This is a genomic window from Mesorhizobium sp. W050, assembly GCF_054719535.1.
This window is the reverse complement of record NZ_JBTTIH010000001.1, coordinates 2,952,676-2,973,175: the sequence shown is the minus strand read 5'-3', so window position 1 is coordinate 2,973,175 and position 20,500 is coordinate 2,952,676. Positions and strand designations below refer to the sequence as shown.

Here is a 20,500-nt window from a genome sequence, read left to right as displayed (position 1 = left end):
TGACAAATCAGGCCTCCCATGCGCTTTTCGCGCAAATTTTGGACCGGGCTTTGACGCTCGGCCCACAACCCAGCACCCCGGACTTTTGACATGACAATGCATCGTTACCGCAGCCACACCTGTGCCCAGTTGAGAAAGAGCGATGTCGGCTCTTCGGTTCGCCTGTCGGGCTGGGTGCATCGCGTGCGCGACCATGGCGGCCTGCTGTTCATCGATCTGCGCGACCATTACGGCCTGACCCAGATCGTCGCCGATCCGGATTCGCCCGCCTTCAAGGTGGCCGAGACGCTGCGTGGCGAATGGGTGATCCGCGTCGATGGCGAGGTCAAGGCGCGCCTGCCGGACACCACCAACGCCAACCTGCCGACCGGCGAGATCGAGATCTTTGCCCGCGAGATCGAGGTGCTGTCGGCAGCCAAGGAATTGCCGCTGCCGGTGTTCGGCGAGCCCGACTATCCCGAAGACATCCGCCTGAAGTACCGTTTTCTCGACCTGCGCCGCGAGACGCTGCACAGGAACATCGTGGCGCGCACGAAAATCATCGCCGAGATGCGCAAGCGTATGACCGATGTCGGCTTCACCGAATTCTCGACGCCGATCCTCACGGCCTCGTCGCCGGAAGGCGCGCGCGACTTCCTGGTGCCGTCGCGCATCCATCCCGGCACCTTTTACGCGCTGCCGCAGGCGCCGCAGCAGTACAAGCAACTGATCATGGTTTCGGGCTTCGACCGCTATTTCCAGATCGCGCCCTGCTTCCGCGACGAGGACCCGCGCGCCGACCGTCTGCCCGGCGAATTCTACCAGCTCGACCTCGAAATGAGCTTCGTCGAGCAGGACGACGTGCTGTCGACCATGGAACCGGTGATGCGCGGCGTCTTCGAGACCTTCGCCAACGGCAAGCCGGTGACGCAGACATTCCAGCGCATTCCTTACGATGTCGCGATGCGCAAATATGGCTCCGACAAGCCGGACCTGCGCAACCCGATCGAGATGCGGGCCGTCTCCGACCATTTTCGCGATTCCGGCTTCAAGGTCTTCGCCAACATCCTGGCCAACGATCCGAAGGCCGAAGTGTGGGGCATTCCGGCCAAGACCGGCGGCAGCCGCGCCTTCTGCGACCGCATGAACTCGTGGGCGCAGGGCGAGGGCCAGCCGGGACTGGGTTACATCTTCTGGCGCAAGGAAGGCGACAAGCTTGAAGGCGCCGGTCCGCTGGCCAAGAACATCGGCGAGGAGCGCACCGAGGCGATCCGCCAGCAGCTCGGCCTTGCCGATGGCGACGCCGCCTTCTTCGTCGCCGGCGATCCGAAGAAGTTCGTCACCTTCGCCGGTGCCGCGCGTACGCGTGCCGGCGAAGAACTGAACCTTGTCGACCGCGAGCGCTTCGAATTGTGCTGGATCGTCGACTTCCCGTTCTTCGAATGGAGCGAGGAGGAGAAGAAGATCGACTTCGCCCACAACCCGTTCTCGATGCCGCAAGGCGGTATCGACGCGCTCAACGGCGACGACCTGCTCGGCATCAAGGCCTTCCAGTACGACATGGTCTGCAACGGCTTCGAGATCGCCTCTGGCGGTATCCGCAACCATTTGCCGGAAACCATGGTCAAGGCGTTCGAGACGGTTGGCCTCGACCGCGCCACGGTGGAAGAACGCTTTGGTGGCCTCTACCGCGCCTTCCAGTATGGCGCCCCGCCGCATGGCGGCATGGCGGCCGGCGTCGACCGTGTCGTCATGCTGCTGGTCGGCGCCAAGAACCTGCGAGAGATCACCATGTTCCCGATGAACCAGCAGGCCTACGATTTGTTGATGAACGCGCCTTCGGAAGCCTCGCCGCAGCAGTTGCGTGATCTGTCGCTGCGTGTCGCGGCAGTGAAGAAGGACTGACGGCAGCGTTGCAGCTGCCCTTTCTCCCCGTCTCTATACGGGGAGAAATGTCCGGCAGGACAATGAGGGGCAGCACGCATGCAGGCAATTGGCGAACGGCCTTAGCAGTTGGCGCCTTCTGACAATCGGTTCAGCATCGAACTACAATTTGCAGGCGTTGGCGCCGCCCCTCATCCGCCTGCCGGCACCTTCTCCCCGTATAGTGACGGGGAGAAGGGAGCGAACTTCGATCAGTCTTCGTTGGCCTTGACGTGGACGCCCAGCGTCTTGGTCAGGTCGGCCGGGTTGGACATGGCGCCGGCCATGATCAGCGCGAACGGCACCGCTGCCGGCGGCTCGGCCGAAATCTCGAGGCTCTTCGGATCGTCGAGGTACTTGCTCACCGCGGCCGTCACTTCGGCGGTCAGTTCGGGATTGTTGAGCTGCGCCATGCCGAACGGCACGATCGCCTTGGCCTGGTTGGCGATGTCCTTGCCCGACATGCCCTGCTGCTTGCCGACATACTCAAGCACCTTGCCGGTGAGCGAATCGTCATCGAAGCGGATCGATGCGCTGTTGAAGGAGAGCTGCTGCAACAGGCCGAGCAGGGCCATGCCTTGCGCCGAATTGTCAGCCCCTTCGGGCTGCGCCGCCATCTTCTTCTGCATCTCCTGCAGCGACTTGACGAAGTCGACCGTGTAGCCGCCGAGGCCGAAGGTCATGCCGAGCGTGCCGGCATTCTCGACCGAGATGTCGTATTTCGACAGGTCCATCTTGCCGTCGCTCGGCTGCCAGGTGCCGCCGATTTCGATATTGCCCGAGATGTTCTGGTAGCCGAGGGCCTCGATGGCTTCCTTGGATTTCGCATCGTCGACCAGGGTCAGGTCGGCGTTGAACTTTTCCGTGGTGGCGGAAAACTCCATCGCCTTGCCGTCGGCCGGCGGCGTGATCTGGACAGCAAGCCCATCCACCGAGAAGGCGGTCTTGTCGGCAACCTTGATCGTCAGGTTTTCGAGTTCGGCCGACTTGTAGATCATCATCGAGCCGAGCGGGCCTGTAGCGCCCTCAGCCGGGATGTTGGCGTCGTGGATGACGAAGGGGGTGAGGTTGAGCGTGACGCCGTCCTTGCTGTGCTCGAAGGCCGAAGTCGTGATGGTCGCGACATCGAAGCCACCATTGGCTTCGGTCACGCCTTCGAGCTTGACGTCACCGATCGGCAGCGATTCCTTTTCGGCCGCCGGTTTGACCGACACGCCCTGCAGCACCATGCTGGAATTGTCGCCGGTAACGCCGGTCCAGGTGATATCGACGCCCTGGACGGCAAGTGCGGCCTTCAGTCGGTCGGCAACCGCCGTGTCTTGCGCAAAGGCGGCATTCAGCGGCAGCGTCAACAAAAAGGTCGAAAAAGCAAGTTTCTTGAGTGTCGAACGTTGGATTGTCATCGCGAGTTCCCTGAGAGAGTCCTGAAAAAGTGTTTTCTCAATTCTACGCCATCACCATTCCGTGACGAACTGGACGGGAAAAAGGCGCTTTCCCGCAGATTTGTCGAAAATCACGGCGAAAGGCAAATCGGAGCGGGAGCCTTCGCCCGATGCGGTGAATATGTCATGAAGGTCGGGCTCCCCTGCGTACCGTGTCCTGCCTTAGAGAGGGCGTGTAACAGATTGATGTTGGTTGGCAACAGCACTGCTACCGTTGCTGTTGCACAGGGACGGCAAGGGGGAACATGAAGTCCGTCACATCCATTGTCGGACCTTGAGCCACCCTCGTAAGCCCAAAGGCTGCAAAGTGCGGATTTCCGCAGCCTCGCCTTGCCGCGAATCACCCGCTCGGCTAGTCCAGCCGCATGGGAAAAAGGATTTTGCCGCCTGAAAATGGCGGCGGTGACCACATCGAACCGGTCGATCTGAAGAAGGCGCTGGAAGAGCGCTATCTCGCCTATGCGCTCTCGACCATCATGCACCGGGCGCTGCCTGACGTGCGCGACGGGCTGAAGCCTGTGCATCGCCGCATCATGCATGCCATGCGGCTGCTCAGGCTCAACCCCGACCAGGGCTTTGCCAAATGCGCCCGCATTGTCGGCGACGTGATGGGCAAGTTCCATCCGCATGGCGACCAGTCGATCTACGACGCGCTGGTGCGCCTGGCGCAGGATTTCTCCATGCGCTATCCCCTCGTCGACGGGCAGGGCAATTTCGGCAATATCGACGGCGATAACGCCGCCGCCATGCGCTATACCGAGGCGCGCATGACCGAGGTGGCGAGCGATTTGCTTGCCGGCATCACCGAGGACGCCGTCGATTTCCGGCCAACCTACAATGAGGAGGATGAGGAGCCCGTAGTGCTCCCCGGCGCCTTCCCGAATCTGCTCGCCAACGGTTCCTCCGGCATTGCGGTCGGCATGGCCACGTCCATCCCGCCGCACAATGCCGCCGAGCTTTGCAACGCGGCGCTGCAGCTGATCGAGCAGCCGGACGCGCCGGTGACAAAGCTGATGGAGTTCGTCCAGGGACCGGATTTCCCGACCGGCGGCATCATCGTCGACAGCCGCGCTTCCATCCTGGAGGCCTATGAGACCGGCCGCGGCGGTTTTCGCGTGCGCGCCAAATGGGGTCAGGAGGATCAGGGCAGGGGCACCTGGAGCATCGTCGTCACTGAAATCCCCTACGGCATCCAGAAGGCCAGGCTGATCGAGAAGATCGCCGAGCTTTTGATCGCGCGCAAATTGCCGCTGCTCGAGGATGTCAGGGATGAAAGCGCCGAGGACGTCCGCATTGTGCTCGTGCCGAAGAGCCGTTCGGTCGATCCCGGCATTCTGATGGAATCGCTGTTCAAGCTGACCGAACTTGAAAGCCGCTTCCCGCTTAACATGAATGTGCTGTCGCGCGGCAAGGTGCCTAACGTCCTGTCGCTGAAGGGCGTGCTGAAGGAGTGGCTCGACCATCGGCGCGATGTGCTGATCCGCCGCTCGAAGCATCGGCTTGGCGAGATCGAGAAGCGGCTGGAAATCCTTGCCGGCTACCTGATCGCCTATCTCAACATCGACGAGGTCATCAGGATCATCCGCGAGGAGGATGAGCCCAAGCAGGTGATGATGGCCCGTTGGTCGCTCACCGACACCCAGGCCGAAGCCATCCTCAACATGCGGCTGCGGGCCCTGCGCAAGCTGGAAGAGTTCGAGATCCGCAAGGAGTTCAACGGTCTCACCACCGAGAAGAAGCAGATCGAGGCATTGCTCGCATCCGACGCCAAGCAATGGTCGACGATCAAATGGGAAGTCACGCAGGTTCGCGACAAGTTCGGCCCCGAGACCGAACTCGGCAAGCGCCGCACCCAGTTCGCCGACGCGCCGGAGCATGATCTGACCGACATTGCCCACGCCATGATCGAGCGCGAGCCGGTCACCGTGGTGGTCTCGGAAAAGGGCTGGCTGCGGGCGATGAAAGGCCATTTGGCCGACCATTCCACGCTCACCTTCAAGGAAGGTGACAGCCTCAAGCTCGCCTTCCATGCCCAGACCACCGACAAGATCCTGGTCTTCACCACCGGCGGAAAATTCTACACCATCGGCGCCGACCGGCTGCCGGGCGGCCGCGGCCATGGCGAACCGATCCGCATCATCGTCGACATGGACAACGACCAGGACATCGTCACCGCCTTCGTCCACGACCCGAAGCGCAAGCTGCTGCTCGTCTCCTACGATGCCAATGGTTTCGTCGTGCCGGAGGAGGAGGTCGTCGCCAACACCCGAAAGGGCAAGCAGGTGATGAACGTCAAGGCGCCCGACGAGGCCAAGGCCTGCGTCCCGGTGTCAGGCGATCATCTCGCCATTGTCGGCGAGAACCGCAAGATGCTGGTGTTTGCGCTCTCCGAAATTCCGGAGATGGGCCGCGGCAAGGGCGTTCGCCTGCAGAAATACAAGGATGGCGGTCTGCTCGACCTGAAACCCTTCACGCTGGCGAGCGGGCTGTCCTGGCAGGATTCCGCCGACCGCACCTTCGTCAGGTCGCGCGAGGAGCTGGCGGAATGGATCGGCGCGAGGGCGTCGGCCGGACGGATGGTGCCGAAGGGATTCCCGCGGACGGGGAAATTTGGTTGAAGCTGCTGATCTCCCCCCAAGTGGGGGAGATGGCCGGCAGGCCAGAGGGGGGCGCTGTCCCGCCAGCGCATCGAATGGTCATGGCCCGCCACTCGGTCGCAACTCTTGGGTCTTCAATGTCGGGTGCCAGGCTGGCGATCCTTCGCGCCCCCCTCTGTCCTGCCGGACATCTCCCCCACAAGGGGGGAGATTGGCAGCTTCACCAACCATTTGGACTATCGTCACGATTGCGGCACTATGACAGTGCACAAACGCTGTGTAGGCCGGGGAGAATTGACCGTTTGAAGGAAGCGAAGATCCAGAAGCCGGAACGTCAGCAGCGCCTGTTCGGCCTGTCGACACCGTTGCGATCCGCCGTCATTCCGCCGCTGTCGGCGGCGCGCTGGCTGTTGGTGCTGATCGTCGCCGCCGGTGTTTATTTCTTCCACGGGTTCCTGTTTCCCGTGCTGGCAGCCCTCGTCATTGCTTTTGCCAGCTGGCCGCTCTACCGCCGGCTGCTTGCCGGTGTCGGCGGTAACCGCACCGTCGCCGCGACGCTCGCCATCCTGTTCATCCTCGCCTTCCTGGTGGTGCCGATAGCGCTCGCCGGCACCTACGCCATCAACGAGGTCCGCGAATGGGTCGGCTGGGCGATCGAGACCAACAGGCACGGCGCGGTCACACCGCACTGGATCACCTCGCTGCCTGTCGTCGGCGAGTGGCTCAACGAACAGTGGATCGACAATTTCGGCCATCCCGGCGGCATCGGCGAGCTGATCCAGCTGGTCAGCGGCGCCAATATCGGCAGCATCTATCGCGGCGTGCTGGCTGCCGGCGGCAGCGCCTTCGGCCTGTTGCTGACGCTGCTGTTCATGATGATCGCGCTGTTCTTCGCCTACCGCGACGGCGAACACTTTGCCAGCCAGATCGACCGGCTCGGCGAACGCATCCTGCCGGCACGCTGGGAGCGGATTTCGCGCGTCGTACCGGCAACGATCTCGTCCACCGTCACCGGCATGACCGTGATCGCCATCGGCGAGGGGCTGGTGCTGGGCATCGCCTACTGGCTGGCCGGCGTGCCGTCGCCGGTGACGCTCGGTGCGCTCACCGGCGTGATGGCGCTGATCCCCGGCGGCGCGCCGCTGTCGTTTACGCTTGTGTCGATCTACCTCGCCGCCAGCGGCTCGCCGATGGCGGGTCTGGCGCTGTTCATCTGGGGCGCAGTGGAACTGTTCATCGTCGACAAGACCTTGCGCCCGAAGCTGGTCGGCGGACCGATCAAATTGCCCTTCCTGCCCACCTTTTTCGGCCTGATCGGCGGCGTCAAGACGATGGGCTTTCTCGGCCTGTTCATCGGCCCCGTGCTGATGGCGCTGCTGGTGGCGATATGGCGCGAATGGCTGCGCGAGGTGGAACTGGCCGAAGACACCGTTCCCGACGCGGCGGCCGAGCTCGAAGGCGGGCCGCCGCAGATCGAGATTGTCGCCGGCCCGGCGAAGAAAAGTCAGGCTGGGTAGGCGACGGCGAGCGCTGCCCGGCGCTTGCGCCCTTCATGCAACTGCCACAGGGAATGAGCGACCAGCGTGACGATCAGGATCACGCCGCCGATCAGGCTGTTGCGCGACGGCGTCTCGGCAAAGATCATCCATATCCAGACCGGCGCCAGAACCGTTTCCAGGAGATAGAACATCGCCACTTCCGGGCCTGAAATGTATTTCGGCCCGTTGGCCAGGCAGAAGAAGGCGAACGGCATGATGACGGCACCGTTGAAGATGATCCACCATGGCGCCTCCACCTGGAAACCGGTCTTGGAGACCATGAGCGCCGCCAGCCCGAACGGCAGCAGGACGCCGGTCAGCGCGGTGAATCCCATATCCCTGCCGCTGGCGCGTGAAACGGTGATGGCGCAGGCAATCGCCAAGGCCGAACACAGCGCCATCACATCGCCGAACAGATATCCCGTGCCGACGGAATCGCCGACGATGATCGCGATGCCAACGATCATCAGCGCCATTGCCGCAAGCGTCAGCGGCTGCGGTCGCTCCTTCAGGAACAGCCACGACAGCAGCGCCGAGAACATGGTGGAGAAGGCCAGGATGAAAACCAGATTGGCGGTCGAGGTGTTGTAGACGGCGGTGATGAAGGCGATTGCGCCGAGCCCGTAGAGGGTGGCGACGACGAGCCCCGACCAGCCGGGTATCAGCTGCGGAGCATTCTTGCTGAACGAGCGCCAGATGGCCCATACGATCAGCCCTGCCACGAAGGTGCAGCCGGTGCGCAGCAAAAGAATTGTCCAGGCTTCGCCATGGGCGAGCCGGATCAGGGGAATGTCGGTGGTCAGCGCCAGCCCGCCAAGCGCGGTGAGCAGAAGTCCTTTGGTGTGGGCATTGTGAGAGGACATGCAACGGCTTTCGCAATGATTTGAGCAGATGCCGGTCGGCGCAATCGCCCCGCCAACAGGCGGGCCAACAGGCGGAAAGACCAGCATCGTCTCGGCTGAAAATGTTTAGATCAGGATCTGGTAAGAAGGAAAATCAGCGCGTGACCGCTTCGTGATCGTAGCGTTCCCAGCCCTTCGGGCCGAGATGCTCCTGCGGCATGAAGCGCATTTTATAGTTCATCTTGCGCGAGCCGTTGACCCAGTAGCCGAGATAGACATGGGGCAAGCCCATGGCCCGGGCGCGGGCGATATGGTCGAGGATCATGAAGGTGCCGAGCGAACGGTCCTCGAACTCGGGATTGAAGTAGGAATAGACCATCGACAGGCCATCGGCCATCTTGTCGGTCAGCGCCACGGCGATCAGCTCGCCCTGGCCCTTGCCGGTGATGAATGTGTCGGGGCCGCGGCGCCGGTATTCGATCACCTTGGTGTCGACATGGGTATCCTCGACCATCATGGCGTAGTCGAGCACCGTCATGTCGGACATGCCGCCGCGGCGATGGCGAGCGTCGAGATAGCCGCGAAACAGCGAATACTGCTCGGTCGACGGCTGCGCGTCGTGCATGGCGCCGATCAGATCGGAATTGCGCTGGATCACCCGCTTCATGTTGCGGCTGGCGGTGAACTCCTGCGCCAGGATACGCACCGAGACGCAGGCGCGGCAGGTCTCGCAGGCGGGACGGTAAGCGATGTTCTGCGAGCGCCGGAAACCACCTTGCGTCAACAGGTCGTTCATCTCCGGCGCCTTGTCGCCGACCAGATGCGTGAACACCTTGCGTTCGAACTGGCCCTCGAGATACGGGCACGGCGATGGCGCGGTCAGGAAGAACTGCGGCGACTGGGTCGGATGGTGCGTCATCGAACCTTGGGAACACTCCTGCGAATCGCTCTACCTTTGGCTTGGCTGGCGAAAAATTCAACAGGATTGTGAGGGCGGGGTTGAGCGGACCCCTTCACATTTGCGCACAAATGCCTGTTGGCCCCGGTTGAACGCCGGTTCAACGGTCGCTGCGGCTGACGACCGTGCCAAGCAGCAGGTCGTGCAGTGTGCGCTTGCGATCGGAAAACAGCGTCACCAGGAGGACGAGCGGCGTCAGGATGACCGTGCTCGCCCAGAACAGCACCGAATGGACAACGGCGGTGAGGCCGTCGATACGGCTGCCGTCGAGACGATCGAGCCGAATGCCCATCATCTTCATGCCTGACGTGGCCTGGTTGCGACCGCCCAGCGTGTTCCAGATGTAGAGAATAGCGACCGCCGGCACGAGGATGGAATACAGCGCCCAGCCAAGACCGAATGTCAAAAGGCCAAGCACGGCCACCAGGATCGCGAACGGAATGGTGAGCAGCGCCACGATGCAATAGTCGATGATGAAGGCCAGGATGCGCCGCGTGCGCACACCGTCATAGGCCCTGACGTCGTCGAGCCTGCTGGTGATGATTTCGCCGTCAAGTACGCGCGCGTTCATGTCATGTCCTCGCAACAGGCGCCACGCTAGGGTGCGCCGCCACTGAAATGGTGAAGACCGCGGGCGGAATCAAGATCGGTTCGTCCATCGGTCCGGGTCGGCAGTGTGACGCGGTTGAGCCGATTGAATTTGGTGGACGGATGGCGTTAGCTTGCTGCGGCGCAACAAGACGCCGAGGGGACGGGGTTACATGGATTACGACATGCTGGTCATCGGCAGCGGCCCTTCCGGGCGCCGCGCCGCGGTGCAATCGGCCAAGCTCGGCAAATCGGTGCTGGTGCTCGACAGGGGCCGGCGCCTCGGCGGCGTCTCGGTGCACACCGGCACCATCCCGTCGAAGACGCTGCGCGAGACGGTGCTGAACCTGTCCGGCTGGCGCGAGCGGGGCTTTTACGGCCGCGGCTACCGGGTCAAGCAGGACATCTCCATCGCCGACCTGGTCGAGCGGCTGCACAAGACGCTCGACCACGAGGTCGAGGTGCTGCAGCACCAGTTTATGCGCAACGCCGTCAAAAGCGTGCGCGCCATGGCGAAATTCGTCGGCCCAAACAAGGTCAGCCTGACGGCAGACAATGGCGACTACTCGGAGGTTGGTTTCACCAATGCGCTGATCGCGGTCGGCACCAGGCCGCACCGGCCGCGCGACGTGCCTTTCGACAAGATCCGCGTCTTCGACAGCGATGAGATGCTGGAACTCGACCATCTGCCGCGCACGCTGACGGTGATCGGCGCCGGCGTCATCGGCGTTGAATATGCGACGATCTTTTCGGCGCTCGACGTGCCGGTGACGCTGGTGGAGCCGCGCAACACCATCCTCGATTTCGTCGACCGCGAGATCGTCGACGACTTCATCCACCAGATGCGCGACCGCGGCATGACCATTCGCCTCGGCAGTACGGTCAAGGAAATCGTCTCAAAACCCGACTATGCCGAAGTGACGCTCGCCGATGGCCGCACCATCCGCTCCGAGATCGTGCTTTACGCCGCCGGCCGCAGCGGCAATCTCGGCAGCCTCGGCCTCGACGTGGTCGGCATCGAGGCCGATTCCCGGGGCCGCATCAAGGTCGATCCGCAGACCTTCCAGACCAGTGCGCCCAACATCTATGCCACCGGCGACGTCATCGGTTTCCCCAGCCTTGCCTCGACATCGATGGAGCAAGGCAGGGTGGCCGCCTGCCACGCCTTCGGCGTGCAACTGCCACCGCCGCCGGAAACCTTCCCCTATGGCATCTACGCCGTGCCGGAAATCTCCACCGTTGGTCAGTCGGAGGAGCAGGTGCGTGAGAGCGGCGCTGCTTATGAAGTCGGTCTGGCGCGGTTCCGCGAAACCTCGCGCGGCCACATCATGGGCGTCAACTCCGGCTTTCTGAAGCTGCTGTTCTCGGTCGAAACGCGCCGCCTGCTCGGCGCCCACATCGTCGGCGAAGGCGCCACCGAACTGATCCATATCGGCCAGGCGGTGATCAACCTCGGCGGCACGGTTGATTTCTTCGTCAACAACACCTTCAACTATCCGACGCTGGCCGAAGCCTACAAGATCGCCGGGCTCGATGCCTGGAACCGGATGGGACAGGGCTAGGCGACGAGCATCTGCTCAGCCGTTCCGCCGGGCGCCGATGCGGTCTACCAAGGTCTCCTAGCCTGCCTGGCGTGCGACCAATGCTGGTCCCGCAAGCCACTGCCGGACGATGGCGGCATCCGGGTCGCCGATTTCGTGACCTGAAGGCACGATGCGCGCATCGACCTCGGCGCCATGTTTGTTGAGCAGCGTCACCAGTGGCGGCGCAAACGGCCCGTAGGTCTCGTCGGCGGCACCGGCGACAATCAGGACGCGCGTTCCGGTCAGATCGGTTGCCGGCGCATCGTCAAGCACGGGCATCGCTCTCAGCAGCACTGCTTTTCGGACTAGGCCGGAGTTGAGCAGCATCAGGCTGGAAACCAGATTGGCGCCGTTGGAATAGCCGACGAAAGTCGCCCGGGCGAGGTCGAGCCCGTGGCGCTTTGCGGCCTCGCTTGCGAAGGCGGCAAAGTACGATGTTTCGGCACGGATGCTCGCCTGTTCGAAACTGGTCGGCGTGATCCGCTCGAACCAGCGGAAGCCGTCTTCTTGGCGGATGCGGCCACGCACCGCGACCAGCGTGGCGTTGGGGGCGATCTGCCTCGCAATCGGGACCATCGTCGTTTCGTCGACACCCGATCCGTGCAGTAAAAACAGGCTCTCGCCGCCGGCATTCTCCGGCTTGAGGAGGCGGTAGGGAAAGGCCAGATCCTGGTGCAGAAAGGCGTTCTCGTCGCTATATCGATGCACGCTCATATCTCGTTGTTTTCACGGAGACATTGGTCCTTTGCCAGTTTCAAAACGGAATATTTTCACGCTCCGCCAAATGTGATTGCAACAGGCTCATTTCAGACCGTTTCTGCGCCGATATGCTCCCTGCGGGAGGAATCGAAGCGGTGTGCGCCGATGGTCGCATCCCGGCATGAACAACGCGAGCACCCTTGCTCTCCTTTGAGGCCTTTTGTCGATGACCCTGCCAGTTCCGCCCGATCGCGCCCCGCGTATCGCCGATCGCGACACGCGCATTGACGTGTTCCGTGCGCTCGCACTCCTGACCATCTATATCGACCACGTGCCGGGCACCGTCTTCGAAACGCTGACCTACAAGAATTTCGGATTCTCGGACGCGGCGGAAGCCTTCGTGCTGATTTCCGGCATGTCGGTCGCACTCGCCTATGGCAACAAGTTCCAGCCGGGCGGCCGGCTGCTGGCGATGTTGAAGATGTGGCGCCGGGCCGGCGTGCTTTACAGTGCCCACATCGTCACCACCATGGTTGTGATGGCGTTGTTCTGCGCCGCGGCGGTGTACGGCCGGCGGCCGGAACTGCTCAAGCTGATCAACATCGAGCCGCTGATGAAGAACACGCCGGAGGTCATGATCGGCATTGTCACGCTCGGCCACCAGCTTGGCTACAACAACATTTTGCCGGTCTATGCGGCGCTGCTGTTGATGGCGCCGCTTTTCCTGCTCTTCGTCAGCTACCGGCCGCTCCCGGCGCTGGTCTTTTCCGGCGCGCTGTGGCTTGCCGCCGGCCTCTGGCAGATCGCGCCGCCGAACTATCCCGAGCCCGGCTTCTGGTTCCTCAACCCGCTGTCCTGGCAATTCCTGTTCAACATCGGCCTTGCCGGCATGCTGCATGCCAGGCGCGGCGGCACAATTCCCGTCAATCGTTGGCTGGTGGGCGCCGCGGCGACCTATGTCGCGGCAGCGGCGGTCTGGGTGCACAGCCCGCTCTGGGGCGAGATAACGTGGTTTAACCTGCCCGTGGTGATCGGCGGCTTCGACAAGACGTTCCTGTCGCTGCCGCGGCTCCTGCACATATTGGCGGTGAGCTATCTGATCGTCGCCCTGCCGGCTTTCTCGAACCTGTTCCGTCTCAGCCCGGACCATCCGCTTGCCCTGCTCGGCAAGCGCTCCTTGCCGGTGTTCCTCGCCGGCACGCTGATCGCCATGGCGGCGCAGGTGATGACGCTGATCAATCCGGGCGGCTTTCCCTATGACGTCTTGCTGATTTCGGCCGGCATCGCCATGCAATTCGCGCTCGCCTTCTATCTTGAGTGGCTGTCCGGCATCGGCTTGGGCAAAAAGCCGGTTCGCAAAGAAGCGCCAGCCGTTCACCAGACCTTCGGCATGCCCGCGATGCCAAGGCTAAGCCGATGATCCCACATCAGCCGCCTAGCCAGCAGGCGAGGGGCCGGACGACCCCCGCACCACAAGAACGACCGGCAGCAATTGCCGGTGCTGCGAGCCGTCATTTTCGAGGATCGCCTTGACGGCCAGCCGGCCCATCTCGGCGATCGGCTGGGCGACAGTGGTTAGTGGCGGCTCGGAGTCGGCGCCTTCCGGCACGCCGTCGAAGCCGACGATTGACACATCGCCCGGCACGGCAATGTTACGCTCGCGCAGCCAGTCGAGCGCATGCAGCGCGATCTTGTCCGACATGGCCAGGATTGCCGTCGGCGTCTGCGGCAGCGCGAAAATATGATCGAGGCCGGCCCGCACGCTCGCCTCGTCATTGAGGGTTTCGTAGATTGGCACTTGCGAGACGTCGATGCCGAAGCGGGAGAGCTCGCCGAAATAGCCACGCAGACGGTCGCGTGTGCCCGAGTAGAGGGATGTCGTCTCGACTTGCTCCTGCGTGACGGGACCAAAGCCAGCGTCGGCAGATTCCAGGGCGAGTACGGCAAAGCTGCGATGGCCGAACTCGGCCAGATGGCGCGCCGCCAGACCCGCGCCGGCGACGTTGTCGACGCCGATCGCAGCGACCGCCTCATTTTCCGAATCGAGATCAAGCGCCACGAAAGGCAGTTTGCGTTCGCGCGCCAGTTCGACCAGCCGCGACCCACCCTCGATGCAGAACACGATGAAGCCGTCGACTAGGGCGCTCTGGATGTTCCAGGCGAGCTGCTCGCTGTTGGCGGCCGAGACCAGCGAAATTCCGGCGCCGGTGGCGTCGCAGGCCTGCGAAATGCTGGCCATCATGACGCGGGCAAAGGGATCGTCGAAGAAATAGGACAATGGTTCTGCCGTTGCCACGCCGATGGCGTTGACCTTGCCGGCGCGCAGCAGCCGGCCCTTGGGATCCGGGCCGGCATAGCCCATCGCTTCCGCCGCCGCCTTGACCCGCTCGCGGACCTCTTCGCGCACGATCTCCGGGCGAGCGAACACGTTGGACGCGGTACCGTGCGAGACCCCGGCCGCCTTGGCGATGTCGGCAAGCCGCACTGGTCTCGTCTTGCCGGAGGTCAATGCCGTCATTTTCGTCTCCTGAACCGGAGCCTGTTTAGCACTTTCGTTGGATCGGTTCAAATTTTCCCTTGATCGGACGGCGGAGAGGGTCTATATTTGAATCGATCCAAGGGATTCATTAAGTACAACTTGGATCGATTCAAGAGGAGGGTGCCATGCATCCCGTGAATTATCTGTTCGAAGACATCTACGGCAATGATTGGGGCATAGTCTCCGACGCCGCCACCCGCAGGCGCCGCGACAAGGTCGGGCCGTGGAGGCGTGACCTGCAATACCTTGTGAAACGCAAGCGCAGCTGATCGGCCAGACATTTTCGTGCCAGTTGATTGGATCGATTCAAGTTCTTGAAGAGGAGAACGAACATGCATCCCGTGAAACATCTGTTCGAAGACATTTATCGCAATTACTGGGGTATCTCGCCTGCCACGGAGCAGCCGCAACGGCGGCGGCCGACCAAGCCTGCCAAGCGCAACCGCGACCTGCTGCCGGAAAACCGGCAGGATTAAGCCTCGTGTGATATCTGATGGGGCAGGGTTCTTGCCTCGTCAGGACCGTTGCCGCACGAGCGCCGAGGCCGCGATTACCAGCCAGCCCGCGATGAGCAAGGTGCCGCCGATCGGCGCCGACATCGGGAACAGCCGCGATCCCACGAAATCCCGTGCCAGCAGATCGCCGCAGAACAGAACAAGCCCGACGAGCAGCACCAGGCTGCCGATCCGCAAGATCCGGTTTGCGCCGGCGAGGCCGACGGCCAAAAACACCGGCGCATGCATGAGCAGGAAGGATGCGGCCGTGCCGACGAAGGCGCCGCCGAGATGCGCTGATGCCGCCGACAGCGCCACGCCCGCCGCGCCGGCAATGCCGCCGGCGAAAACGAGGATGCGCGCGCTGTTTGCTGGTGCTGACTCGGCGATGCTCATGTCTCGGGCTCCGTGATTGACGATAGGCGGCGCGACCTGTCTGTCAGGATTTTTCCGATATCGCCAGCATGTCGCGCGTGCGGCGCGCCTGGGCCAGCCAATTATACGCGGCACCGCCCGCCATCAGCAACGACGTGCCGAGAAACACCGCGCGCATGCCGAAATGGCCGCCGACGAAGCCGCCCAGCAGCGGCCCCGCAACCTGGCCGACATATTGCGCCGAGATTGCCAGGCCCAGCACATTGCCGCCGACCCCATCGGGAACATTGTGGCGGATGACGCTGGTGATGCAGGGCAACAGCCCGCCCAGCACCAGACCCATAAGGAACCGCAGCCCGACCAACTGCCAGCTCTCGGTGACGAAGGCCTGCGGTATCAACAGCAGCGCCGAGACGGCCAGCGATGCGACGATGACGTTCCAGTGGCCGATGCGGTCGGCGAGTTTGCCCAGCCGTGACGCCGACAGGATGGCGCCCAGCGCCGCCGCCGACATGACGACACCTGAGACCAGGGTCACCCGGCTTGCCTCCGCGACCAGTTGCTGGACGTAAACGGTGATGATCGGCTCGATCGACATGTTGGCGAAGGTGAACAGCATGCCGGTCGCCAGCATGGCCACGACAGGGCGTTTGTCGGGGATCTGCGCCCAACTTCCCTTTGGTTTCTCCTCGCGTTTTGCCTGTACTGGCGGGCGAGGCATCTCCTTTATCAGGAACGTCGTCGCCAGCGCCGCCAGGAAAATGACGCCGCCCGCGATGAGGAAGGTGGCGCGAATACCGATCAATGGCGGCAGCGCGCCGCCAAGCAACGGGCCGACCAGGGAGCCTGCGGTGATGCCGGCCGACAGCACGCCGAGCGCCCAGCCGGAGCGCTCCTTCGGCGTCTGCATGGCGACAAGGATCGTCGAGCCTGAGGAATAACCGCCGGCAAAGCCGATCAACAGGCGCAAAAACACCAATTGCCAGACGGTCTGCACCATGCCGGTCAGCGACATGCAGATCGCCATGCCGAAACTGGCGCGCACCAGCATCACCTTGCGGCCGTAGCGGTCGCCGAGCCGCCCCCACAGCGGTGCGACAAGGGCCGCGGCAAGGAAGGTGGCGCCGAAGGCGATGCCGGACCATTGCACGATCGCCGCGTGGCCCAGGGCGCCCAGCTGTTCGACATAGAGCGGCAGGAACGGCAGCAACAGCGTCATCGCCACAAGCGTGCTGAACGATCCGGCAAAGCACACGAGCAGGTTGCGCCGCCAATGAATGTTGTAGGTGGAAGGCGCTTCGGCGGCCTGCGCTGCACTGTCCTGCGGCATGTCCTGTCCTGTCCGCTTGCTGCGGATACCATTTTGGGATACCAACTTGGTACCTCATGGACGCAAAGCCCGGCTGCTGTCAATCAGGCGCTCTCAATGTGATCGGCAAGACCAACGGGCAAGGCCGATCGCCAGCAATGGAAGCAACTATGTCGCAGATGCAGATCGTCGAAAAAGCGCTTCGCGAGATGATCCTTGGCCTCGAGGTCGGTCCTGGCGAGCGGCTGACGGAGCGCTGGATCGAGAGCCGCTTCGGCGCCTCGCGCACGCCGGTCAGGGCAGCCCTGCTGCGGCTGGAGACGGAAGGGCTGATCTGCCGTGACGGGCGCGGCTGGACCGTGTCGCCGATCAACCTTGCCGAACTGGAACAGATCGCGGTGTACCGCGAAGCGGTCGAGGTCGCGGCGGTCAGGCTGACTTCGGCGCTGGCCGACAGGAGCGCAGCCGATGTCATCGAGGCGATGCTGGACTCCTGCGACACTGCCACGCCGCGCGAGGAATGGCACCGCGTCGGCATGGATTTCCATATCGAACTGGCGCGGCTCTCCGGCAACGAGTTCCTGTTTCGGGCCGTGCGCGATGCCATGACGCGGCTGTCGCGGGCGCGCTGGCTGGAGGTGCGCGACGAGGCGGCCCTTGGCCGCGCCTGGAGCGAGCATCACGCCATTCTGGCGGCGGTGCGGGCCGGCGATGCCGATGCGGCGGCGGCGCGACTTTCCGCCCATATCGCCGGCAGCCGCGCTCGCCTGGTGACGTCGTTGCACAATGACCGGCGCGGCCTGCGCGCCAGGGGTTTTGCCGTCGTCGCCGCTTGATACTGGTCACGAAAACGAAAGAACGCCGTCGCGATCCGCTTTCGGCCTCGCTTCGCGGACGCCGATGGCGTAAGAGGCGCCCATGGAAAACAACCGATTTGAAACACCCGTGACCGTTAAGTCGGGCACGGAGGGAAGCACTCAGCTCTTGCGTACGGTGCGCGAGGCTTCCGATTACCTGCTCAACAGCTGGCCCGGCAAGCGCAGCCCCAAGCACCGCGAAGCGCTGCAGGCCTGCCATGACGCGCTGGCCGGCGACAAGCCGGCGATGATCGCAAGACGCGCCTTCATCGCCGCCGCGCGCGAGGTCAACGTCTTCGTCAGCGACAAGGCCCCGGCCTGATCACATCGGCCTGATCAGACCGGCATTTTGCCAGGATCCGGCCCGTTTCGTGGGCCGGTGATCCTGTCTTGCCTATTTTTCTGTTTCGGTGTCGGTTTTCGAACTTGCCTCGTTCTCAGGCTCGGCGCGCTCCTTGGCCGCGACCTTGGCGGCGAGCTTCTCCGCCTTCTTGGCGGCCTTCTGCCGGTCGCGCTCTTTGCGTTCCTGACCGTAATTCGGTGGTCGAGCCATATCGTTTCCTTTCGCTGTGCCTGATCCTGCCTAGAAGCATTGGCCGGCAAACACAACAGCGCCGCGAGGGCAGATGCCAGCGGTTCTGGACTTGCGTGATGGCGAACACAATGGTTTAGAAAAGGCTGCGGGACAGTTGCTGGAGCCGCCGCCGACCGATTTCGAATCAAAACGACCGATGGCCACGCTTCAAAGAAACGCACAGAAGCTGATCTACTATGCGCGCAACGCCATGCGCGACATCGCGCCGCCGGTTCTTTTCCGGCGCCGGCTCGGCCGGCTGCTCGATCAGGCCAGGCTTTCCGACGCATCGGTCCGCCAGCGGCTCAATTACTACAACACGCTGCGGGAGCCTTTTAGCCCCAGCCCCGAGGCCGTGCCGGTCAGCCGGCTGCCGTCGGACCGCAGCATGTACTATTACGATCTGAAGGAGTTCACCCGTTATTTCGACCCAGATCTGCGCATCGACCTGGAATTCGGCGACGTCATCGAAGTGCCGAAGATGCCGTCGATCGTCAAGGACCGGCCGATAGCCGGCGACAACGGCAACGGCGTCCTGTTCAAGCTGAACAAGTTCCGCCATTTCCACATGCCGGCCGACGATGTCGCCTTCGCCGACAAACATCCGCTCGTCGTTTGGCGCGGCGAACTCAACAATCCGATCCGCACCTTGTTGCTGGATGCAGCCCGCAATCTGCCGTTCTGCGATGTCGGCACGCCGAGGGCGACAGCACCGGCGGAATACCGCAAGCCCTATCTCAGCATCGATCAGCAGCGCCGCTACCGCTACATCATCTCGCTCGAAGGCAATGATGTCGCGACCAATCTGAAATGGATCATGAGCTCGAACTCGCTCTGCCTGATGCCGCCGCCGACTTACGAGACCTGGTTCGCCGAGGGGCAGCTCGAGCCCGATGTCCATTATGTGCCGCTGGCGCCCGACTTCAGCGATCTGGCCGAGCGGGTGCATCATCTCGAGCAGCATCCGGCCGAGGCCCAGCGCATCGTTGCGGCGGCCAACGCGTATTGCCGCAAATTCGCCGACGAGGGGGCCGAGCAGGCGATCTGCCTGCTCGTGCTCTACAAATATTTCGTGCTCAGCGGCCAGATCGAGCCCGATCCGCAGGTCTGGCGGTTTATCGCGGGCTAGCGGCTTCCGGCGCCCTTAAGTCAGATGACGCTGCGGTCCATAACCAGATCGGCCGCGCCGAAGCGGTCCTTCGCCGTAAACTGCTGGTGCCAGTAGGGATAGAGCACCGGCGGCCGGCTGACGGCATCGAGACGCTGGCATTCATCAAAGGACAGCGTCAGGCTTGCCGCGGCGAGATTGTCTTTCAACTGGGACTCATTGCGTGCGCCGATCACCAGCGAACTGACGGCTGGCCGGCCGAGCAGCCAGGCCAGCGCCACCTGGGCCGCCGAAACGCCGCGTGCCGCACCGATGTCGACCAGCACGTCGACGATCCGCCACAGCCGATCCTCGTCGCGGATCGGGGGTTCCGACCAGCCGCCGATCTGGCGCGCCGTCGGACTGTCGCGGCGGTATTTTCCCGACAGCAGGCCGCCGGCGAGCGGGCTCCACACCAAAACGCCAAGGCCCTGGTCGACCGAGATCGGCAAGAGCTCATACTCGGCCTCGCGTGCTTCCAGCGTGTAGTGGATCTGCTGGGTGACGAAGCGCGGCTGGTGCTGGCTGTCGCTGATGCCGAGCGCCTTCATGACCTGCCAGCCGGAATAGTTGGAGCAGCCGACATAGCGGATCTTGCCCTGGGCAACCAGCGTGTCGAGCGCGGCGATGGTTTCCTCGAGCGGCGTCGCGCCGTCCCATTCGTGCAGGAAATAGATGTCGATGACATCGGTCCTGAGGCGCTTCAGGCTCTTCTCGCATTCGCGGATCAGATGATGGCGCGACAGGCCTTCGTCATTGGGGCCCTTGCCGATCCGCATGCGCGCTTTGGAGGCGATCAGCACGTCGTTCTTGCGCTTGCCGCCGAGCGCCTCGCCGATGATCTCTTCCGACAGACCGTTGGAATAGACATTGGCGGTGTCGATGAGATTGATGCCGGCATCGATGCAAGTGTCGATGATGCGCGAGGCCTCCGCGAGATCGGAATTGCCGACGGCAGCGAACGGCCCGCTGCCGCCGAAGGTCATGGTTCCCAAGGTCAGCGCCGAAACTTTCAAGCCGGAACGGCCAAGCGTGCGGTATTCCATGTCTGATCCT

20 protein-coding genes are annotated in these 20,500 nt (G+C 63.2%); 10 read left to right on the top strand and 10 right to left on the bottom strand.

The genetic code is table 11. The annotated features are described in order from the left end of the window. Positions 1–96 precede the first annotated feature (96 nt). Entirely contained in the window at positions 97–1,884 is a 1,788-nt protein-coding gene (gene aspS, locus ACYG9Y_RS14440) for an aspartate--tRNA ligase (RefSeq protein WP_023739297.1), read from the top strand. Positions 1,885–2,114: 230 nt separating this feature from the next. Here aspS and ACYG9Y_RS14435 read toward each other — a convergent pair whose 3' ends face one another. Next, positions 2,115–3,305, bottom strand: coding sequence for a hypothetical protein (locus tag ACYG9Y_RS14435; RefSeq protein ID WP_023739298.1), 1,191 nt, complete (start codon positions 3,303–3,305; stop codon positions 2,115–2,117). Between the two features lie 404 nt (positions 3,306–3,709). Between ACYG9Y_RS14435 and parC the strand changes: the two genes are divergently transcribed. Continuing rightward, positions 3,710–5,962: a DNA topoisomerase IV subunit A gene (parC, locus tag ACYG9Y_RS14430; protein WP_023739299.1), complete on the top strand. Its 2,253-nt coding sequence runs from the start codon at positions 3,710–3,712 to the stop codon at positions 5,960–5,962. A 281-nt stretch (positions 5,963–6,243) separates the two neighbouring features. Next, on the top strand, positions 6,244–7,458 hold the full coding sequence (locus ACYG9Y_RS14425; protein ID WP_023739300.1) for an AI-2E family transporter: 1,215 nt from the start codon (positions 6,244–6,246) through the stop codon (positions 7,456–7,458). Here ACYG9Y_RS14425 and ACYG9Y_RS14420 read toward each other — a convergent pair. The 3 genes from ACYG9Y_RS14420 to ACYG9Y_RS14410 form a co-directional block, all read right to left on the bottom strand. Then, positions 7,446–8,342 carry a DMT family transporter gene (locus ACYG9Y_RS14420; RefSeq protein ID WP_023739301.1) on the bottom strand — a complete coding sequence of 299 codons (897 nt, stop codon included), beginning with the start codon at positions 8,340–8,342 and terminating at the stop codon, positions 7,446–7,448. The two genes, ACYG9Y_RS14425 and ACYG9Y_RS14420, sit on opposite strands and share 13 nt — an antisense overlap. Positions 8,343–8,475: 133 nt before the next feature. After that, entirely contained in the window at positions 8,476–9,240 is a 765-nt protein-coding gene (locus ACYG9Y_RS14415; protein WP_023682417.1) for an arginyltransferase, read from the bottom strand. Between the two features lie 139 nt (positions 9,241–9,379). Beyond that, complete coding sequence (locus ACYG9Y_RS14410) at positions 9,380–9,850, bottom strand: RDD family protein (RefSeq protein WP_023673020.1); 471 nt, start codon at positions 9,848–9,850, stop codon at positions 9,380–9,382. A 190-nt stretch (positions 9,851–10,040) separates the two neighbouring features. Here ACYG9Y_RS14410 and sthA point away from each other — a divergent pair, with 190 nt between their 5' ends. Further along, positions 10,041–11,429, top strand: coding sequence for a Si-specific NAD(P)(+) transhydrogenase (sthA, locus tag ACYG9Y_RS14405; protein ID WP_023739302.1), 1,389 nt, complete (start codon positions 10,041–10,043; stop codon positions 11,427–11,429). A gap of 57 nt (positions 11,430–11,486) precedes the next feature. On the opposite strand, the gene ACYG9Y_RS14400 is transcribed toward sthA, so the two are convergent. Next, positions 11,487–12,158, bottom strand: a complete 672-nt coding sequence (locus ACYG9Y_RS14400; protein WP_245260448.1) for an alpha/beta hydrolase — start codon at positions 12,156–12,158, stop codon at positions 11,487–11,489. 217 nt (positions 12,159–12,375) lie between these two features. Here ACYG9Y_RS14400 and ACYG9Y_RS14395 point away from each other — a divergent pair, with 217 nt between their 5' ends. After that, positions 12,376–13,569, top strand: a complete 1,194-nt coding sequence (locus ACYG9Y_RS14395; RefSeq protein ID WP_023739303.1) for an OpgC family protein — start codon at positions 12,376–12,378, stop codon at positions 13,567–13,569. A gap of 15 nt (positions 13,570–13,584) precedes the next feature. Here ACYG9Y_RS14395 and ACYG9Y_RS14390 read toward each other — a convergent pair whose 3' ends face one another. Beyond that, on the bottom strand, positions 13,585–14,667 hold the full coding sequence (locus ACYG9Y_RS14390) for a LacI family DNA-binding transcriptional regulator (protein ID WP_023689523.1): 1,083 nt from the start codon (positions 14,665–14,667) through the stop codon (positions 13,585–13,587). A 146-nt stretch (positions 14,668–14,813) separates the two neighbouring features. Here ACYG9Y_RS14390 and ACYG9Y_RS14385 point away from each other — a divergent pair, with 146 nt between their 5' ends. Both ACYG9Y_RS14385 and ACYG9Y_RS14380 read left to right on the top strand, forming a co-directional pair. Then, positions 14,814–14,957 carry a hypothetical protein gene (locus ACYG9Y_RS14385; RefSeq protein WP_023673015.1) on the top strand — a complete coding sequence of 48 codons (144 nt, stop codon included), beginning with the start codon at positions 14,814–14,816 and terminating at the stop codon, positions 14,955–14,957. A gap of 63 nt (positions 14,958–15,020) precedes the next feature. Next, the gene (locus tag ACYG9Y_RS14380; protein ID WP_023689522.1) at positions 15,021–15,164 is read left to right on the top strand and encodes a hypothetical protein; all 144 of its coding nucleotides are present in this window, start codon (positions 15,021–15,023) and stop codon (positions 15,162–15,164) included. A 39-nt stretch (positions 15,165–15,203) separates the two neighbouring features. Here the strand turns inward: ACYG9Y_RS14380 and ACYG9Y_RS14375 are convergent, their stop codons facing one another. Both ACYG9Y_RS14375 and ACYG9Y_RS14370 read right to left on the bottom strand, forming a co-directional pair. Beyond that, positions 15,204–15,578, bottom strand: coding sequence for a DUF423 domain-containing protein (locus tag ACYG9Y_RS14375; protein WP_023673013.1), 375 nt, complete (start codon positions 15,576–15,578; stop codon positions 15,204–15,206). A 43-nt stretch (positions 15,579–15,621) separates the two neighbouring features. Beyond that, a complete protein-coding gene (locus ACYG9Y_RS14370; protein WP_023739304.1) occupies positions 15,622–16,887 on the bottom strand; it encodes a multidrug efflux MFS transporter in 1,266 nt (421 codons plus the stop codon). Between the two features lie 149 nt (positions 16,888–17,036). Between ACYG9Y_RS14370 and ACYG9Y_RS14365 the strand changes: the two genes are divergently transcribed. Together ACYG9Y_RS14365 and ACYG9Y_RS14360 are read left to right on the top strand one after the other, a co-directional pair. Continuing rightward, positions 17,037–17,702, top strand: coding sequence for a GntR family transcriptional regulator (locus ACYG9Y_RS14365; protein WP_023689520.1), 666 nt, complete (start codon positions 17,037–17,039; stop codon positions 17,700–17,702). 109 nt (positions 17,703–17,811) lie between these two features. Next, positions 17,812–18,045: a DUF982 domain-containing protein gene (locus ACYG9Y_RS14360; protein ID WP_245259900.1), complete on the top strand. Its 234-nt coding sequence runs from the start codon at positions 17,812–17,814 to the stop codon at positions 18,043–18,045. Positions 18,046–18,117: 72 nt separating this feature from the next. Here ACYG9Y_RS14360 and ACYG9Y_RS14355 read toward each other — a convergent pair whose 3' ends face one another. Beyond that, the gene (locus ACYG9Y_RS14355; RefSeq protein ID WP_023673009.1) at positions 18,118–18,276 is read right to left on the bottom strand and encodes a hypothetical protein; all 159 of its coding nucleotides are present in this window, start codon (positions 18,274–18,276) and stop codon (positions 18,118–18,120) included. Between the two features lie 178 nt (positions 18,277–18,454). On the opposite strand from ACYG9Y_RS14355, the gene ACYG9Y_RS14350 reads away from it, so the two are divergent. Further along, complete coding sequence (locus ACYG9Y_RS14350; RefSeq protein ID WP_023739305.1) at positions 18,455–19,426, top strand: glycosyl transferase family 90; 972 nt, start codon at positions 18,455–18,457, stop codon at positions 19,424–19,426. A gap of 20 nt (positions 19,427–19,446) precedes the next feature. On the opposite strand, the gene ACYG9Y_RS14345 is transcribed toward ACYG9Y_RS14350, so the two are convergent. Next, complete coding sequence (locus ACYG9Y_RS14345) at positions 19,447–20,490, bottom strand: aldo/keto reductase (protein WP_023739306.1); 1,044 nt, start codon at positions 20,488–20,490, stop codon at positions 19,447–19,449. Positions 20,491–20,500: the final 10 nt, after the last annotated feature.

What these genes read in the sequence shown, in the direction of transcription:
- aspS (WP_023739297.1), top strand. Translation starts at nt 97, where the DNA reads ATGCATCGTTACCGCAGCCACACCTGTGCCCAGTTGAGAAAGAGCGAT.
- ACYG9Y_RS14435 (WP_023739298.1), bottom strand. Translation starts at nt 3,305, where the DNA reads ATGACAATCCAACGTTCGACACTCAAGAAACTTGCTTTTTCGACCTTT.
- parC (WP_023739299.1), top strand. Translation starts at nt 3,710, where the DNA reads ATGGGAAAAAGGATTTTGCCGCCTGAAAATGGCGGCGGTGACCACATC.
- ACYG9Y_RS14420 (WP_023739301.1), bottom strand. Translation starts at nt 8,342, where the DNA reads ATGTCCTCTCACAATGCCCACACCAAAGGACTTCTGCTCACCGCGCTT.
- ACYG9Y_RS14415 (WP_023682417.1), bottom strand. Translation starts at nt 9,240, where the DNA reads ATGACGCACCATCCGACCCAGTCGCCGCAGTTCTTCCTGACCGCGCCA.
- ACYG9Y_RS14410 (WP_023673020.1), bottom strand. Translation starts at nt 9,850, where the DNA reads ATGAACGCGCGCGTACTTGACGGCGAAATCATCACCAGCAGGCTCGAC.
- sthA (WP_023739302.1), top strand. Translation starts at nt 10,041, where the DNA reads ATGGATTACGACATGCTGGTCATCGGCAGCGGCCCTTCCGGGCGCCGC.
- ACYG9Y_RS14395 (WP_023739303.1), top strand. Translation starts at nt 12,376, where the DNA reads ATGACCCTGCCAGTTCCGCCCGATCGCGCCCCGCGTATCGCCGATCGC.
- ACYG9Y_RS14390 (WP_023689523.1), bottom strand. Translation starts at nt 14,667, where the DNA reads ATGACGGCATTGACCTCCGGCAAGACGAGACCAGTGCGGCTTGCCGAC.
- ACYG9Y_RS14385 (WP_023673015.1), top strand. Translation starts at nt 14,814, where the DNA reads ATGCATCCCGTGAATTATCTGTTCGAAGACATCTACGGCAATGATTGG.
- ACYG9Y_RS14380 (WP_023689522.1), top strand. Translation starts at nt 15,021, where the DNA reads ATGCATCCCGTGAAACATCTGTTCGAAGACATTTATCGCAATTACTGG.
- ACYG9Y_RS14375 (WP_023673013.1), bottom strand. Translation starts at nt 15,578, where the DNA reads ATGAGCATCGCCGAGTCAGCACCAGCAAACAGCGCGCGCATCCTCGTT.
- ACYG9Y_RS14370 (WP_023739304.1), bottom strand. Translation starts at nt 16,887, where the DNA reads ATGCCGCAGGACAGTGCAGCGCAGGCCGCCGAAGCGCCTTCCACCTAC.
- ACYG9Y_RS14365 (WP_023689520.1), top strand. Translation starts at nt 17,037, where the DNA reads ATGTCGCAGATGCAGATCGTCGAAAAAGCGCTTCGCGAGATGATCCTT.
- ACYG9Y_RS14355 (WP_023673009.1), bottom strand. Translation starts at nt 18,276, where the DNA reads ATGGCTCGACCACCGAATTACGGTCAGGAACGCAAAGAGCGCGACCGG.
- ACYG9Y_RS14350 (WP_023739305.1), top strand. Translation starts at nt 18,455, where the DNA reads ATGGCCACGCTTCAAAGAAACGCACAGAAGCTGATCTACTATGCGCGC.
- ACYG9Y_RS14345 (WP_023739306.1), bottom strand. Translation starts at nt 20,490, where the DNA reads ATGGAATACCGCACGCTTGGCCGTTCCGGCTTGAAAGTTTCGGCGCTG.